The 13500-nt window shown below is 73.9% G+C and carries 12 protein-coding genes and 1 pseudogene; 6 read left to right on the forward strand and 7 right to left on the reverse strand.

The features are described 5' to 3' along the window. Positions 1-146 precede the first annotated feature (146 nt). The 3 genes from NO900_RS09510 to NO900_RS09520 are packed head-to-tail and all read left to right on the forward strand — an operon-like array spanning position 147 to position 4124. On the forward strand, positions 147-1115 hold the full coding sequence (locus NO900_RS09510) for an ABC transporter ATP-binding protein (protein WP_256408988.1): 969 nt from the start codon (positions 147-149) through the stop codon (positions 1113-1115). Beyond that, entirely contained in the window at positions 1112-3025 is a 1914-nt protein-coding gene (locus NO900_RS09515; RefSeq protein ID WP_256408989.1) for an ABC transporter permease family protein, read from the forward strand. The genes NO900_RS09510 and NO900_RS09515 overlap by 4 nt, the downstream gene beginning before the upstream one ends. Next, positions 3018-4124, forward strand: coding sequence for an ABC transporter permease (locus NO900_RS09520; RefSeq protein WP_256408990.1), 1107 nt, complete (start codon positions 3018-3020; stop codon positions 4122-4124). The genes NO900_RS09515 and NO900_RS09520 overlap by 8 nt, the downstream gene beginning before the upstream one ends. An 18-nt stretch (positions 4125-4142) precedes the next feature. Here the strand turns inward: NO900_RS09520 and NO900_RS09525 are convergent. Together NO900_RS09525 and NO900_RS09530 are read right to left on the reverse strand one after the other, a co-directional pair. Further along, positions 4143-4782: pseudogene (locus NO900_RS09525) on the reverse strand (trimeric intracellular cation channel family protein). After that, positions 4779-5531, reverse strand: coding sequence for a DUF2797 domain-containing protein (locus tag NO900_RS09530; protein ID WP_256408991.1), 753 nt, complete (start codon positions 5529-5531; stop codon positions 4779-4781). Before NO900_RS09530 ends, NO900_RS09525 begins: the two are co-directional and overlap by 4 nt. 152 nt (positions 5532-5683) lie before the next feature. Between NO900_RS09530 and NO900_RS09535 the strand changes: the two genes are divergently transcribed. Next, positions 5684-6118: a CBS domain-containing protein gene (locus NO900_RS09535; protein WP_256408992.1), complete on the forward strand. Its 435-nt coding sequence runs from the start codon at positions 5684-5686 to the stop codon at positions 6116-6118. 55 nt (positions 6119-6173) lie between these two features. Here NO900_RS09535 and menD read toward each other — a convergent pair whose 3' ends face one another. Both menD and NO900_RS09545 read right to left on the reverse strand, forming a co-directional pair. After that, a complete protein-coding gene (menD, locus tag NO900_RS09540) occupies positions 6174-8087 on the reverse strand; it encodes a 2-succinyl-5-enolpyruvyl-6-hydroxy-3-cyclohexene-1-carboxylic-acid synthase (protein ID WP_256408993.1) in 1914 nt (637 codons plus the stop codon). Between the two features lie 69 nt (positions 8088-8156). Beyond that, entirely contained in the window at positions 8157-9092 is a 936-nt protein-coding gene (locus tag NO900_RS09545; RefSeq protein ID WP_256408994.1) for a DUF1028 domain-containing protein, read from the reverse strand. Between the two features lie 141 nt (positions 9093-9233). Here NO900_RS09545 and NO900_RS09550 point away from each other — a divergent pair, with 141 nt between their 5' ends. Further along, on the forward strand, positions 9234-9929 hold the full coding sequence (locus tag NO900_RS09550; RefSeq protein ID WP_256408995.1) for a nucleotide exchange factor GrpE: 696 nt from the start codon (positions 9234-9236) through the stop codon (positions 9927-9929). 12 nt (positions 9930-9941) lie between these two features. Here NO900_RS09550 and surE read toward each other — a convergent pair whose 3' ends face one another. Continuing rightward, positions 9942-10805 (reverse strand): 5'/3'-nucleotidase SurE, encoded by an 864-nt coding sequence (surE, locus tag NO900_RS09555; protein WP_256408996.1) that lies wholly within the window; start codon positions 10803-10805, stop codon positions 9942-9944. Between the two features lie 123 nt (positions 10806-10928). Here surE and NO900_RS09560 point away from each other — a divergent pair, with 123 nt between their 5' ends. Beyond that, positions 10929-11276 carry a DUF5798 family protein gene (locus NO900_RS09560; protein WP_256408997.1) on the forward strand — a complete coding sequence of 116 codons (348 nt, stop codon included), beginning with the start codon at positions 10929-10931 and terminating at the stop codon, positions 11274-11276. 8 nt (positions 11277-11284) lie between these two features. On the opposite strand, the gene NO900_RS09565 is transcribed toward NO900_RS09560, so the two are convergent. Both NO900_RS09565 and purD read right to left on the reverse strand, forming a co-directional pair. Then, positions 11285-11848 (reverse strand): acyltransferase, encoded by a 564-nt coding sequence (locus NO900_RS09565; protein ID WP_256408998.1) that lies wholly within the window; start codon positions 11846-11848, stop codon positions 11285-11287. A gap of 208 nt (positions 11849-12056) precedes the next feature. Beyond that, positions 12057-13385 (reverse strand): phosphoribosylamine--glycine ligase, encoded by a 1329-nt coding sequence (gene purD / locus NO900_RS09570; RefSeq protein WP_256408999.1) that lies wholly within the window; start codon positions 13383-13385, stop codon positions 12057-12059. Positions 13386-13500: the final 115 nt, after the last annotated feature.

The raw sequence follows: 13500 nt of genomic DNA on the forward strand, positions 1-13500 counted from the left end.
CCCCCGCGGGACGCTGGCCCGTCTCCACGTGTGTCACGAGGCGCGACGTCCCGGCCAGCGGCGCGACACCCGCGTCCCCGACCGCCGTTCTCGCGGCTGATAGCCGCGGAGGTGGGTTTAACCCGGGCCGCGGCCGACCGCGATCCATGATCGAGGTGGCGGGGCTGCGGAAGGCGTACGGCGACTTCGCGGCGGTCGTCGACAGCGACTTCTCCGTCGCGGAGGGCGAGGTGTTCGGCATCGTCGGCCCGAACGGCGCCGGGAAGACGACGACGCTGAAGGTGCTCGCCGGGCTCGTCGAGCCAACCGAGGGCGAGGTCGAGGTCGCCGGCTTCCCCTCCGACGACCCGGAGATGCGACGGCGGCTCGGCTTCCTCCCCGAGGAGTCGCCCTTATACGAGGAGATGACCCCGCTGTCGTACCTGGAGTTCTTCGCCGACCTGTACGACGTGCCGAGCGACGTCGCCGACGAGCGCATCGCGGCCGCGCTCGACCGGCTCGAACTGGACCACCGCGAGCGCCGGCTCGGCGACATGTCGAAGGGGATGAAACGCAAGGTCGCGATCGCAAGGTCGCTCGTCAACGACCCGGACGTGCTCGTGTACGACGAGCCGGCCTCCGGGCTCGACCCGGTGACGACGAACTCCGTGCTGGAGTTCACTCGGGAGCTGCGCGCGGCCGGCAAGACCGTCGTCTTCTCCGCGCACAACCTCTACCACGTCGAGTCCGTCTGCGACCGCGTCGTGGTGATGAACGAGGGCCGGATCGTCGCCCGCGGGAGTGTCGACGGGATCCGCGAGCGACACGGCGAGACGACGTACCACGTGTTCACCGACGTCGCGCCCGCCGCCACCGACCGGCTGGGCGAGACCCTCGACGACCCCGAGGGCGCGACCGAGGCGGTCGGCGACCGGTTCCGAACCGCCGTGCCCGACATGGACGCGGTCGAGGCCGTCCGGGCGGCCGCCGCGGAGGCGGGCGGGGAGGTCGTCGACATCCGGACCCGCGAGCCGAGCCTGGAGGACGTGTTCCTCGACATCGTCGGGCGGCCGATGCCCGGGCGGTACGCCGCCGGGAGCGGGGCGATCGAGGGGGTCGAGGAGGGGGCCGAGTGATCGACCGGCTCCGGAGGGTCCTCCGGGTCGCGCGCTGGGAGGTCGCCCGCGCCGGCGGCGGGGTCGACCGCCGCACGCTGGCCGCGGCGCTCGCGCTCGTACTCGTCGCCGGCGCCGTCCTCGGCGGGGGGCTCGCGGTCGGCGCGGTCGGGCTCGACGTCGACCGCGACGTGTACCGCGTCGCCGTCGACGGCGACTCCCCGTACGCGGACGCGGTCGAGGCGGCGCCCGCGCTGACGCACGTGCCCGTCGACGGCGCCGCGCTCGGCGACACGGCGGACCTCGTCGTCCTCGACCGGCGGAGCGGGTCCGGCGGCGTCGAGACCGTCGCCGTCCGCGCCGGCGACACGCGGAAGGGCGAGGCCGCGGCCGCCGAGTTCCGCGAGGCCGTCGAGGCGCACAACGAGCGGCTGATGGCGGCCGAGGAGAACGCGACCGCCGCCTTCCCGGTCACCGTCACCCTCCGGTACGTCGGGCGGACGAGCGCGCTCGACGACGGCCCGACGCTCGGGGAGGGGGGTGACAGCGACGATGGCGGTTCGGGCGACGGGAGCGGGGGCGGTTCGGGAAGCGGCGACGGCGACGGGACCGACGCCGCGACCGGCGACACCGCGACCGACGACGCCGCGAGCAACGCCGGAAGCGGGGGCGGCGGCCTCGCCGTCCCCTCGGTCGGCGGCGGGACGTTCGGCGCCGACACGGTCGGCTCGCCGGGGTCGATCTCGCCGCCGTTCCCCTTCGTCTCGCTGCTCCTGGCGTTCGTCTTCCTCGTCCCGATGAACTTCATCATCCAGGCGTACGGCTCCTCGGTGCTCGACGAGCGCACGAACCGGCGGGGGGAGCCCCTGCTCGTCACGCCGCTCTCCCCGGTCGACATCGTCGCGGGGAAGACCCTCCCGTACGTCGCGGCCGCGCTCCTCGTCACGACCCTCATCGCGGTCGCCGTGGGCGGCGGCGCCCTCTCGGTGGTCGCCGTGCTCCCCGTCGCCCTAGCGTTCCTCGGGGCCACGTTCGTCGGCGCGATGTTCGCGCGGTCGTTCAAGGAGCTCACCTTCGTCACGGTCGGCGTCAGCGTGCTCCTCACGACGTACGCGTTCGTCCCCGCCGTCTTCACCAACGTGACGCCCGTCGCGCTGGTGTCGCCGCTGACGCTCGTCGTCTTCGACCTGCAGGGCGAGGCCGTCTCGGCCGGCGAGGCGCTCTTTTCGACCGCGCCGATGTCGCTGGGCGCCGCGCTCCTGTTCGGGCTCGGGCTCGGCGTCTACCGGGAAGAGGACATGTTCACCCAGAAGCCGGTGGCGCGGAAGCTCCTCGACGCGCTCGCGGTGCGGCTCTCGGCGGTCGAGGACGCCGGACTCGGTGACCTCGCCGACCGCCGGCGGCTCCGCGCGCTCGGCTCGGTGGCGTTCCTCACCGCCTGCGCGATCCCCTTCGTCTTCGTCGCGGAGCTGCTGGCGGTCGCGACGCTGTTCGCGCTCCCCGTGACGGTCTCGATCCCGGTGCTCCTCGTGACGATCGCCTTCGTCGAGGAGGTCGCCAAGAGCGTCCACCTCTACGCCGGCTTCGAGCGCGGCGTCTTCGCCCGGACCGACCGGGTCGCCGTCGCGGTCGGGCTCGCCTCCGCGGTCGGCTTCTTCCTCGCCGAGAAGGCCACGGCGGTCGTGCAGGCGGTCGGGCTCACCGAGCTGTACGTCGGCCGGGCCGCGTTCGGGAGCGTCGCCGGCGTGGAGGGGCTCCCGCCGGTCGTCCTCGCAGCGCTGCTGTTCGCGCCCCTCGTCCTCCACGGCCTCGCCACGACCGTCGCCGCGGTCGGGGCGAGCCGGGACCGGACGCGCTACGCGCTGACGCTGGCGCTGGCGACGCTTATCCACGCCGCGTACAACTTCGGGGTGGTGAGCCTCCATGGGTGACGCCGACCGGGCGGAACGCGACGGGGCGGAACGAGGCGACGCGACCGCCGGGCGGAGCGGCCGCCTCACGATCGCGGGCCGGGAGCTCGCGGGCCTGCGCGCCGAGAAGACGATCCTGCTGGCGATCGCGATCCAGCTGTTCATCGCCGCGTTCTCCTCGTTCCTCGTCGTCGGGCTCGTCTCGATGTACGACCCCGGCGCGCTCGGCGGCGCGGAGGTCGAGGTGGCCGGCGCGGGCGACGCCGTGAGCGACCTCGAACGCGCCGCGAGCGAGGTCGACGGGGCCTCGGTGACGCGCTACGAGGACGCCGCCGCCGCGCGCGTCGCCTTCGAGCGCAACGCCGCCGACGCGGTGGTGGTCGCGGACCGGAGCGACGACGGGCGGGTCGTCGCGAGCGTCACGGCGCCGGACGCGACGGTCGAGACGACCGTGATCGTCGTCCAGCTCCGGGCGCTGCTGCGGACCTACGAGCGACAGGAGCGCGCCGACCGGGCCGCCTCCCTGAGCCAGTCGCCGCTCCCCCTGCCGGACCGGACCGGCTCCAGCCCGTACTTCACGTTCACGTACACGGTGTTGATCCCCGTCCTCGTCTTCCTCCCCGTCTTCATCTCCGGGTCGCTCGCCGTCGATTCGATCACCGAGGAGATCGACGAGGGGACGCTGGAGCTGCTCCGGGTCGCCCCGGTCACGCTGGGGGAGATCGTCGACGGGAAGGCGCTCGCGGCGGTCGCGATCGCCCCCGGACAGGCGCTGCTGTGGCTGCTCCTGCTCCGCGCGAACGGGACGTCCGTCGCCAACGTCCCGCGGATCCTCGCGTTGATGACCGCGCTGACGACGCTCGTCGTCGCGCTCGCCGTCGCCGTCTCGGCGCTCGCGCCCGACCGGCGGGCCGCGCAGTTCCTCTACTCGATCGGCGTCTTGGTCCTGTTCGGCGGCGCCACGGCGATGGCGGGCGGCCCGGCCAACGCGGTCGCGCGGCTCGCGATCGACAGCGCTGACGCGGCGACGACCGCCCTCGTCGTCGCCTACGTCGGCATCGCGGCGGTCGCGTACGTCGGCGTGCGGGGCCTCGTCGCGGAGAACGGGTTCGAGGGCTGAACGCTCCGAGGGCGGGGCTCACCACTCGCCGGTGACGCGCTCCACGAACCGTTCGACCCACCCGGCGGTCGGGAGCCGCCAGCCGTACGCGACCGCGACCAGGCGCGAGCCCGCCCAGCGCGCCCAGCGCGCCGACGGCCCAGTACGCGGTCCCGCCGAGCACCGCGGGGCTCGCGTAGAAGTCGTCGAAGAGGATGAACGGCGCGCGGTCGAGGAGGATGTCCGCGAACGCGCCGCCGCCGACCGCGTTGATCGTCGCGATGGCGACGACGCCGAACGCGGAGACGCCCGCGTCGGTCGCCACGATCGCGCCGGTCGTCGCGAAGGCGGCGAGCCCGACGGCGTCCGCGACGAGGGTGACCGGGTGCGTGTCGGGGTCGGCGAGCGCGACGCTGAGGGCGACGGCCAGGCCGACGCCGACGAGGCCGAGGGCGATCTCCGCGGGCGACCGGAGGGCGAGCGGGACCCGGTTCACGAGGAGATCGCGGGTCACGCCCCCGGCGAACGCCATCGCCAGCCCGACGACCGCGACGCCGAACAGGTCGAACTCCTCCCGGATCGCCTTCGTCGAGCCGACAAGCGCGAACGCGACCAGGCCGATCGTGTTCATCGCGGCGAACGGGTCGCCGAACAGGGTCGCCGCGAGCCCGCCCGTCACTCCCCGAACGCCCCCAGGCTCGACTGCAGTTCGCGGTCCGGCACCTCGTCGGCCAGCTCGCGGCCGACCAGCTCGCGGGCGTCGACCGCGTACGTCGAGCCGCCGCGGTCGAGCACGAGTACCCGGCCCTTCCAGCCGCGCACCGTGCCGGCCGCCATCGTCTCCGCCACGGGGCGCTCGTCGAGGTCGAGCCCGTAGTCGAAGTCGAAGCGCTCGATCGGGTCGAACCGATCGAGGAGCGCCTCCCACGCCGACTCGTCGACCGCGCGCCCGAACCCGGCGAGCTTCGTCGGCACCCGGACCCGGTCGACGAGGTCGTCGCCCTCCGCCAGCTCGGCCTCCACCCGTCGAGCGACGCGCCCGTCGGGAAACGTCCGGACGTGGGCGGCCCGGTCCGCGCCCTGCTCGCGGAGCCGCGTCTCCAGCCGCCACAGCCGCGTCACGCCGACCTTCAGCACGTCGGGGGCGAACGCGGCGAGGTAGAGCGCGTGCTCCTCGTGGCAGTCCATCTCGTCTTTCAGGCACGTCCCCGTGCACCGCGCGCACACCCAGACGCTCCCGTGGGCGTCGCAGTAGGGGGCCTCCGGGGCGTCGCAGGCGACGTGCTCGCCGTCGTGGACGGTGCCCGCGCAGCGGCGGTCGTCGAGGCCGTACGCGAGTTCCGTTCCGGCGTCGGCCTCGACGAACTCCACCGCGCCGCCGCTGGCGACGTAGAGCCCTTCGCCCGACTCGTAGCCCACGACCTGCACGCGCTCCCGTACGGGGAGCCGCGACTTATGAGCGTCGTCGGAGAGCCCGGGGCGAACGCGACCCGCGACGGACGCGACCCGAGGCTATCGCCGCGACTCGGGGGACACCGGCGCAAGAGTCAACACCGTTCGAGCCTCCTAGGTGATCTTTGATGATGGACTCCGACGACCCGCTCGCGGACGTCTTCGTCGCGAACGTCATGACCGAACCGGTCGAGACGATCGACCCCGGGGCCTCGGCGGCGACGGCGGCGCGGCGACTGGTCGAGTCGGACATCGGCTCGATCTTAGCGGGCGCCGAGTCGCTACCGCCCGACGGCATCCTCACCGAGTCCGACTTCGTCGCTCTCGCCGCCGAGGGGCGGGACCCCACGACGACGACGGTCGAGGAGTGGATGAGCTCCCCCGTGATCACGGTGAGCCCGTCCGACTCGATCGGGGCGGCGGCCCGGACGATGGCCGACCGCAACGTGAAGAAGCTCCCGGTGGTCGAGCCGGAGACCGCCGGGCTCGTCGGGATCGTGACCACGACCGACGTGGCGCGGTACGTCCCGGTCCACGAGTTCCACCCGGAGGAGACCGGCTGACCGGTCCGACGCCGCGAGGCCCGCCCGGGCCGTGGGCGGGCGGCCGCGACCGAGTTCAGTCCGGGCCGTCGCCGTGGACCGCCGCCTCGACCGCCGCCGCGAGGCGCTCGCGCGTCCGGTGGCTCGACTCGGCGTCGGTCCGGACCTCGATCAGGTGGGAGCCGTCGGCGTCCCGCGCTCTCGCGCACGCCGCTTCGAGCTCCGCGGCGGCGTCGACCGGGTCCCCGACCGCTTCCGGCCGCGCGTCGATCCGGGCGTACGCCAGCCCGTGGAGGTCGGCCAGCGGCTCGAACTCGACGCCGTGAGGCGTCTTGAACGACTCCGTGAACTCGGGCTCGAACGACTCGACCGGGAGCGCGTGGAAGATCCCGCCGCCGTCGTTGTTGATCAGCACGACCGTCGCGTCGACGTCGCACCGGTCGATCGCGAGCAGACCGTTCGCGTCGTGGTACAGCGCGAGGTCGCCGACGACGAGGGTGAGGTGGTCCGTCGTCGCCGAGCCCGCCCCGAGCGCGCTGGAGACGATCCCGTCGATGCCCGAGACGCCGCGGTTGCCGAGGGCGGTGACGCTCGCCGTGGTCGGGCCGACGAACCGGTCGAGGTCGCGGACGGGCATCGAGTTCGAGACGAACAGCGTCGCCGGGTCCGGGAGCGCGTCGGCGACCGCGCGGAGCGCGTCGCCCTCGTGGAAGCCGACCGGACCGGACGAGTCGGGGAGCGCGTCTCCGCCCTCGCTCCCGGTCGCCTCCCGCTCCCGGCCGTGTATCTCCCGGGCGACGCGGTCGGCCTCCTCCCACTGCGCGCGCCAGTCCGGGTCGCCGCCGCCTCCGCCGACGAGCCGGGAGAGGCGGGCGCAGAGGCGGCTCGGCTCGGCGACGACGAGGTCGGTCGCGGCGAACTCGGCCTCGCGCCACCGGCCCGCGGGGTCGACTTGGTACTGGTCGGCGCCGGTCCCGGCGAGGTACTTCCGGAGGTTCTTCGAGGTGGGCGACGCGCCGAGCCGGAGGACGACCTCGGGGTCGGTCCACCCGGTCGCGGGGCCGTCGCCCACGCCCCCGCCGCCGTCGCTCTCGCCGTCGCCGGCGTCGCCCTCGCCCGCGACGTCCGCCGAGAGGTACGCGTCGTACGCGCCGATCACGGGGGCGACGCGGGTGTGGCCGCCGTACCGGACGTTCGAGAGCGGGTCGGCGACGATCGGGAAGCCGGTCGCGTGCGACAGCGCCGTCACCGACTCGGCGTCGATCCCGGGCGGGTCCGCGGGGCCGGCGACGATCAGCCCGCGGTCGGTCGCCCCGAGCTCGTTCGCGAGCGTCCGGAGCCCGTCGTCGCCCGGCTCGGGCGACCCGGGCGTCACGTCGACGTAGGGGCCGTCGCGACCGGCCTCGGCGACCGGATCGAGGTCCGCGGGCACGTCGCCCGGCACCCGCGTCGGCTCCAGCGGCTTCTCGAACGGGACGTTGAGGTGGACCGGGCCGGGGTCGGCGCCCTCGGCGGTCGCCACGGCCCGACCCACGGTGGTCCGCAGCGACCGGAGCGCGCGGTCGTTCGGCGCCGGCTCGGGGAGGTCCTTGTAGAAGCGGACGGCGTCGCCGTACAGCTTCTCCTGGTCGGCGGTCTGGTTGGCCCCCGAGTCGCGGAGCTCCGGCGGGCGGTCGGCCGTGAGCGCGAGCAGGGGGACGCGGCCCTCGCTCGCCTCCATCACGGCCGGGTGGTAGTTGGCGGCGGCGGTGCCGGAGGTGCAGATCAGCGGCGCGACGCTCCCCGTCCGCCGGGCGCGGCCCAGCGCGAAGTAGGCGGCGGAGCGCTCGTCCAGCTGGGAGAAGACGCGGAGGTCGTCGTGGCGGACGGCGGCCATCGTCAGGGGCGTGGAGCGGCTGCCCGGCGAGACGACGACGCTGTCGACGCCCGCGGCGACGAGCTCGTCGACGAGCGCTCGCCCCCACAACGCGTTCCGGTTCGGCGCGGTCATTGCCACCGCTTGGGGGTCGATATTTAAATACTCCCGCGGGTCGGCGGCGACACCGGCCGCCGCTCCGTTTCAAACTCGGTCGAGCCGCGAGATCCCGTGCCAGACGGCGTCGACGAGGCGGTCCTCGCCCTCGCCCTCGGCGTCGGCCCAGCCGCGGGCGATCGCGTCCTCCAGCACCGGGAGGGGGTGGTTCTCGAAGTTGTTCATCCCGCGGAACGTCTCCAGCGCCTCGCGCTGGGGCGCGCCGAAGGCGTCGACGCCGGTCGCGTCGCCCTCGTCGAGGAAGCCGAGGTCGGCGAGCGTCGCCGCGACCGCCGCGGCGGGGTCGCCCGTCAGCTCCCGGGTCTCGTCGGGCGCCTCGCGCTCCAAGAGGGTGACGTCGTACAGCTTGAAGACGCGCTCCAACTCGTCGATCGGGCTGTCGTGGTCGTCGACGCGCACGTCGATCCACCGGTCGTTGCGGCCGTCGTACCCGCCCTCTGGCTTGGCGACGTACAGCGCGGCCGACTGCTCGCCCCGCCTGTCGCCGCCCGCCTCGTTGCCGGCGTGGAGCGCGGCGATCAGCCGCTCCGGGAACCCGCCGTCGGTCTCCTCGAACGCGTCAGCCATCGCCGTGAGGGTCTCTTCGTTCTCCAAGATGTTCCCCTGTACGGTGTAGTCGTCGCCCTGCAGATCGCCCGCGTAGTCGTGGCACTCGTCGCCGGTGAACGCGGCCGGCTCGCCGTCGAGGCCGACGATCCCGACCTGCCGGGAGGGCGCCTCGTCGTCGGGGGCGGTGAGCTCGTCGATCGCGTCGGCGGCGTCGCGACCCTCGCGGAGGCGGTCGAGCCCGTCGGGGCCGTAGGCGACGTTCGCGAAGCTCTGCGTGGCGACCGCGCCGGCGTCCGCGCTCACGAACGGGACGAGCGCGCCGACACCGATGAACTTCGACTGAACGGCGACGCCGACGGCGCCGGTCCCCGGGTCGCGGGCGGCGATCGAGAACGTCGAGGGACGAGGTGGCATGTGGATGGCGGATGGGCGGCCGCCCTCATAAATCCGGTCGCGGCCGCCGAGGGGGGCCGGTGGCGACGGGTCCCGCCGGCCGGTCCGCCGCCCCGGCCGCGTTCTGCAACGCTTATGCCCGCCGACCGACTTCGATCGGGTATGAGCGACGACGACGCCGTCGACGTCGAGGTCGAGTCCCCCGACGACGCCGCGGGCGACGCGGCGAGCGCGAACGGCACGGCGGAGGCGACCGCCGAGGAGGCGAACGGCGAGTCGGCGGGCGACGCCGACGCGGGCGGCGACGCCCGGAGCGGCGAGGGCCGCGAGGCGCTGGCCGCCGAAGTCGCCGAGCACGACGAGGCGCTCGCGCGGGAGGTCGCGGCGCTGGAGGCGGAGCTCGCCGAGACGCGCGAGGAGCTGCTGGACGCCGAGGCGGAGGTCGAGGAGCTGACGAGCAAGCTCGCCCGCGTGAAGGCGGACTTCAGCAACTACAAGCAGCGCGCCAAGCGCAAGCAGGAGGAGATCCGCGAGCGCGCCTCCGAGAAGCTCGTCGAGCGCATCGCCCCGGTCCGGAACGACCTCCTGCGCGCGCTCGACCAGGAGGAGGGGAGCGACCTCCGCCCCGGCGTCGAGTCGACGCTGGAGAAGTTCGACGAGGTGCTCGCCGAGGAGGGCGTCGAGCCGATCGACCCCGACCCGGGCGACGAGGTCGACCCGTCCCGCCACCAGGTGATGCTTCGCGTCGAGAGCGATCAGCCCGAGGACACCGTCCACGAGGTGTACGAGCCCGGCTACGAGATGGGCGACCGCGTCGTCAGCGAGGCGAAGGTCACCGTCAGCGCCGACGAGTCGTAGTCCGCGTCCGACTCACTCCCCGTCGGCGTCGTCCGCCCCGTACCGGTCCGCGAGCTCGTCGAGCCCCGCGTCCCGCTCGGCGGCGTGGGGCACCGACAGCGGCGAGACCGACACCTCGCCGTCGACGACCGCGCGGCGGTCGGTGCCGACCGGGTCCGGCACGTCCGCCGGCGTCATCCGCCCCCAGATCGGGTCGGAGATGGCGACGCCGCCGTCGCCGTCGGCGGTCGCCTCCATGCCGTACCACTCCGAGGGGGCGGTGACGCGCATCGGCGCGGGGTCGACCGCGGCGTCGCTCGGGGCGGATTCGTCCGCGGCCGACGCCTCCCCCCCGTCGCCCGCGGCCGGCTCCGCCATCGGCGCGTTCACGTTCAGGTAGTCGGCGCGCTCGAAGGCGCCGGCCTCCGGGGCCTCGTCGACGAGGAACCGCGTGGCGCGGACGGCGTGCGCGAACGACTCGGGGGGCAGCTCCCGCTTCCACCAGTCGTCGCCGCCGGGCACGTACATCGACGCCGCGATCCCGGGGACGCCGAAGAACGCCCCCTCGACGACCGCCGAGACGGTCCCGGACCGCCCGAGCGTGTACGCGCCGAGGTTGGCGCCCTCGTTGCAGCCGGCGACCACGAGGTCGGCGTCGGGGACGAGCTCGTCGAGGCCGGCGACGACGCAGTCGACGGGCGTCCCGTCGACGGCGTACCCCAGCTCGTGCTCCGCGACGTCGACGTCGGCGGAGATGGCGCGGCCGATCGAGGAGCGGTCGCCCGTCGGCGCGACCGCAACCACGTCGTAGTCGGGCGCGAGCGCGTCGTACAGGGCGCGGAGCCCGGCGGCGTCGACGCCGTCGTCGTTCGTCAACAGGATCCGCTCGACGCTCATACCGCCACGTCGGGCGGTTCGGACAAAAGCCCACCGTCGGCGGGGGTCGGTTCGAGCGGGGCCGCTCCGTCCCGACCACCGCGAACGGAAAAGCCCACGTGTCCCGGGCCCCCACAACCCGATATGGGATTCGGGGACACGGCGAAGAAGATCCAGACGCTCGCCGACAAGGCCGAGCGCACGTACCAGAAGATCAACGAGCTCCGCAGCGAGGTCGAGGAGACGCAGACGACCGTGCTCGACACCTCCGAGCGCGTCCAGCGGCTGGAAAACGAGATGGCCGAGCAGCGGGCCGTCCTCGACGCGGTCGCGCGCGAGGTCGGCGTCGACTTGGAGAGCGTCAGCACCGAGGCGCACATCGCCGAGGCCGAGCGCGCTGCCGCGGAGGGTGCGCCCGAGGACGCGACCGACGACGCCGCCTCCGCCGAGAGCGACGGCGGGGAACCGACCGACGACGACGACGCGGCGTAACCGACGCCTCAGTCGACCCCGGCCGCCTCCTCGCCGGCCTCCTCACCGGCCCGCGAGACGACCTCGGCCGGCACCCCCGCGACCGTCGTCTCGGGCGGCACGTCGTCGGCGACGAGCGAGTTGGCGGCGACGCGCGCACCCTCGCCGACCGTGACGCCCGGCAGGACGACCGCGCCGGCCCCGATCATCGCGCCCTCCTCGACGACGACGTCGCCGAGGCGGTACTCGTCGCGGAGGAACTCGTGGCACAGCAGCGTCGCGTCGTAGCCGATTATCGCGTCGTCACCGACGGCGATCCGCTCCGGCCAGAACACGTCCGGCGTCGACTCCAACCCCCACGCGACGCCGGTTCCGACCGCGACGCCGATCCGCCGCAGCAGCCAGTTCTTCAGCCGCAGGCTCGGGCAGATCCGGGCGAGCACGATCGCGACGTAGTTGCGGACGACGACGAGGGGCGACTTCGCGTCCGGCCACGACCACAGCGAGTTGCGCGGTCCGGGCGTCGGGTGGCGGTCTAGCTGGTCGGTCCGAGAGCCGTCCTCCACCGCCGCGCCGCCGTCCTCGTGAGTCACGAGGGACCGTTCGGACGGCGTGGTTAAAAGGATCGCCGACGCGACGGTTCAAGTCGGATGCCGCGACCAGCACCCGTACGACCTGACGAGGGCCCACGGCCGGCCGAGACGGGTGCGCGGTCGACCGCCGTGCGGACGCGACCGACGACCGCCTGTTCGCCACGCCGCACAGGGTCCCGCTCGTCCGGCGGCCCGCTCGGTCGCCCGCCTACTCCCGCAGCTCGTCCATGTGTTCGATCCGCCGCTCGACGAGGTCGGCCTTCCCGACGTCGTGGCGGATCCGGAGCCCGTCGCCGGCGGCCGAGAGCCCCGCCTCGGCCTGTCGCTCCGCGGCGGCGATCGAGTCGCCCCGCCCCACGACAGCGAACGACCGCGAGGTGGTCGTGTACAGCCCGTCGTCGCGCTCGTCGACGCTGGCGTAGTAGAGCAGCGCGTCACCCACGCTCTCCTCGTCGACGGCGATTTCCGCGCCCGCGTCGGGGTCGACCGGGTACCCGTCCGGCACGGCGTACTTGCAGACGGTCGCCTCGCCGGAGAAGGTCAGTTCGGGGAGCGCGTCGCCGGACTGCGTCCGGCTGCCAGAGGCGCGTTGCGCCTCGCTGTCGCCGTCGCGAGCGGCCGTCAGCACGTCGATGAACGGCGTCTCCAGGACCGGCAGCGTGTTCATCGCCTCCGGGTCGCCGAAGCGCGCGTTGAACTCGACGACCTTCGGCCCCGCGTCGGTGAGCATGAACTGGCCGTAGAGGACGCCCTTGTAGTCGGGAAGCGCGTCGACGACCGCTTCCAGCACGTCGACGGCGGCCGCGTAGTCGCCCTCGGCCATGAACGGCAGCGACGGGCCCGTGTCCGAGTACGACCCCATCCCGCCGGTGTTCGGTCCCTCGTCGCCCTCGTAGGCGCGCTTGTGGTCCTGGACCGCCGGCGTCGTCCGCAGGTCGCCGTTCGCGACGAACGCCTGCACCGTGAACTCCTCGCCGACGAGGCGCTCCTCCAGCACGACGCGGTCGTAGCCGGCGTCGCGGAGGTACGCCTTGGCCTCCTCGCTCGTCACCTGATCGCCGATCACCTTCACGCCCTTGCCGCCCGTGAGGCCGGCCGGCTTCACCGCGAGGTCGCCGTCGTAGTCGTCGATGTAGTCGCAGGCCGCCTCGGTGTCGTCGAACACCGCGTAGTCCGGACAGCCGGGGATCGACGCCTCCTCCATGAACTCGCGCTGGTACGCCTTGTCCGTCTCCAGCCGCGCCTCCTCGGCCCGCGGGCCGAACGCGTAGACGCCGGCGTCGTCGAGCGCGTCGGCGACGCCCGCCGCCAGCGACGACTCGGGGCCGATCACCGCGAGGTCGGCACCCACGTCGGTCGCGTACTCCGCGACGGCCTCGGCGTCGGTCTCGTCGATCGCCTCGAACCCCTCCGCCAGCCGGCGGATACCCGGATTGCGATTGCTCGCGCAGGCGTACAGCGCGCAGTCGTCGGCGACCGCGCGGGCGATCGCGTGCTCGCGGCCGCCGCCCCCCACCAGCAGTACGGTGTCGGTCATACGGGACGGGTGAGTGCACGGTAGTGTAAGCGTTACTCTCTCAGGGCGGCGAGATACGCAGGGACGTGGATCAACCGCGGGAACGGATCCCGAAGACGCGGCTCGTGTGACGGCT

The organism is Halorubrum rutilum, from assembly GCF_024494565.1.

What these genes read in the sequence shown, in the direction of transcription:
- menD (WP_256408993.1), bottom strand. Translation starts at nt 8,087, where the DNA reads ATGACCGCGCCGAACCGGAACGCGTTGTGGGGGCGAGCGCTCGTCGAC.
- purD (WP_256408999.1), bottom strand. Translation starts at nt 13,385, where the DNA reads ATGACCGACACCGTACTGCTGGTGGGGGGCGGCGGCCGCGAGCACGCG.
- NO900_RS09535 (WP_256408992.1), top strand. Translation starts at nt 5,684, where the DNA reads ATGATGGACTCCGACGACCCGCTCGCGGACGTCTTCGTCGCGAACGTC.
- NO900_RS09560 (WP_256408997.1), top strand. Translation starts at nt 10,929, where the DNA reads ATGGGATTCGGGGACACGGCGAAGAAGATCCAGACGCTCGCCGACAAG.
- NO900_RS09520 (WP_256408990.1), top strand. Translation starts at nt 3,018, where the DNA reads ATGGGTGACGCCGACCGGGCGGAACGCGACGGGGCGGAACGAGGCGAC.
- NO900_RS09545 (WP_256408994.1), bottom strand. Translation starts at nt 9,092, where the DNA reads ATGCCACCTCGTCCCTCGACGTTCTCGATCGCCGCCCGCGACCCGGGG.
- NO900_RS09550 (WP_256408995.1), top strand. Translation starts at nt 9,234, where the DNA reads ATGAGCGACGACGACGCCGTCGACGTCGAGGTCGAGTCCCCCGACGAC.
- surE (WP_256408996.1), bottom strand. Translation starts at nt 10,805, where the DNA reads ATGAGCGTCGAGCGGATCCTGTTGACGAACGACGACGGCGTCGACGCC.
- NO900_RS09510 (WP_256408988.1), top strand. Translation starts at nt 147, where the DNA reads ATGATCGAGGTGGCGGGGCTGCGGAAGGCGTACGGCGACTTCGCGGCG.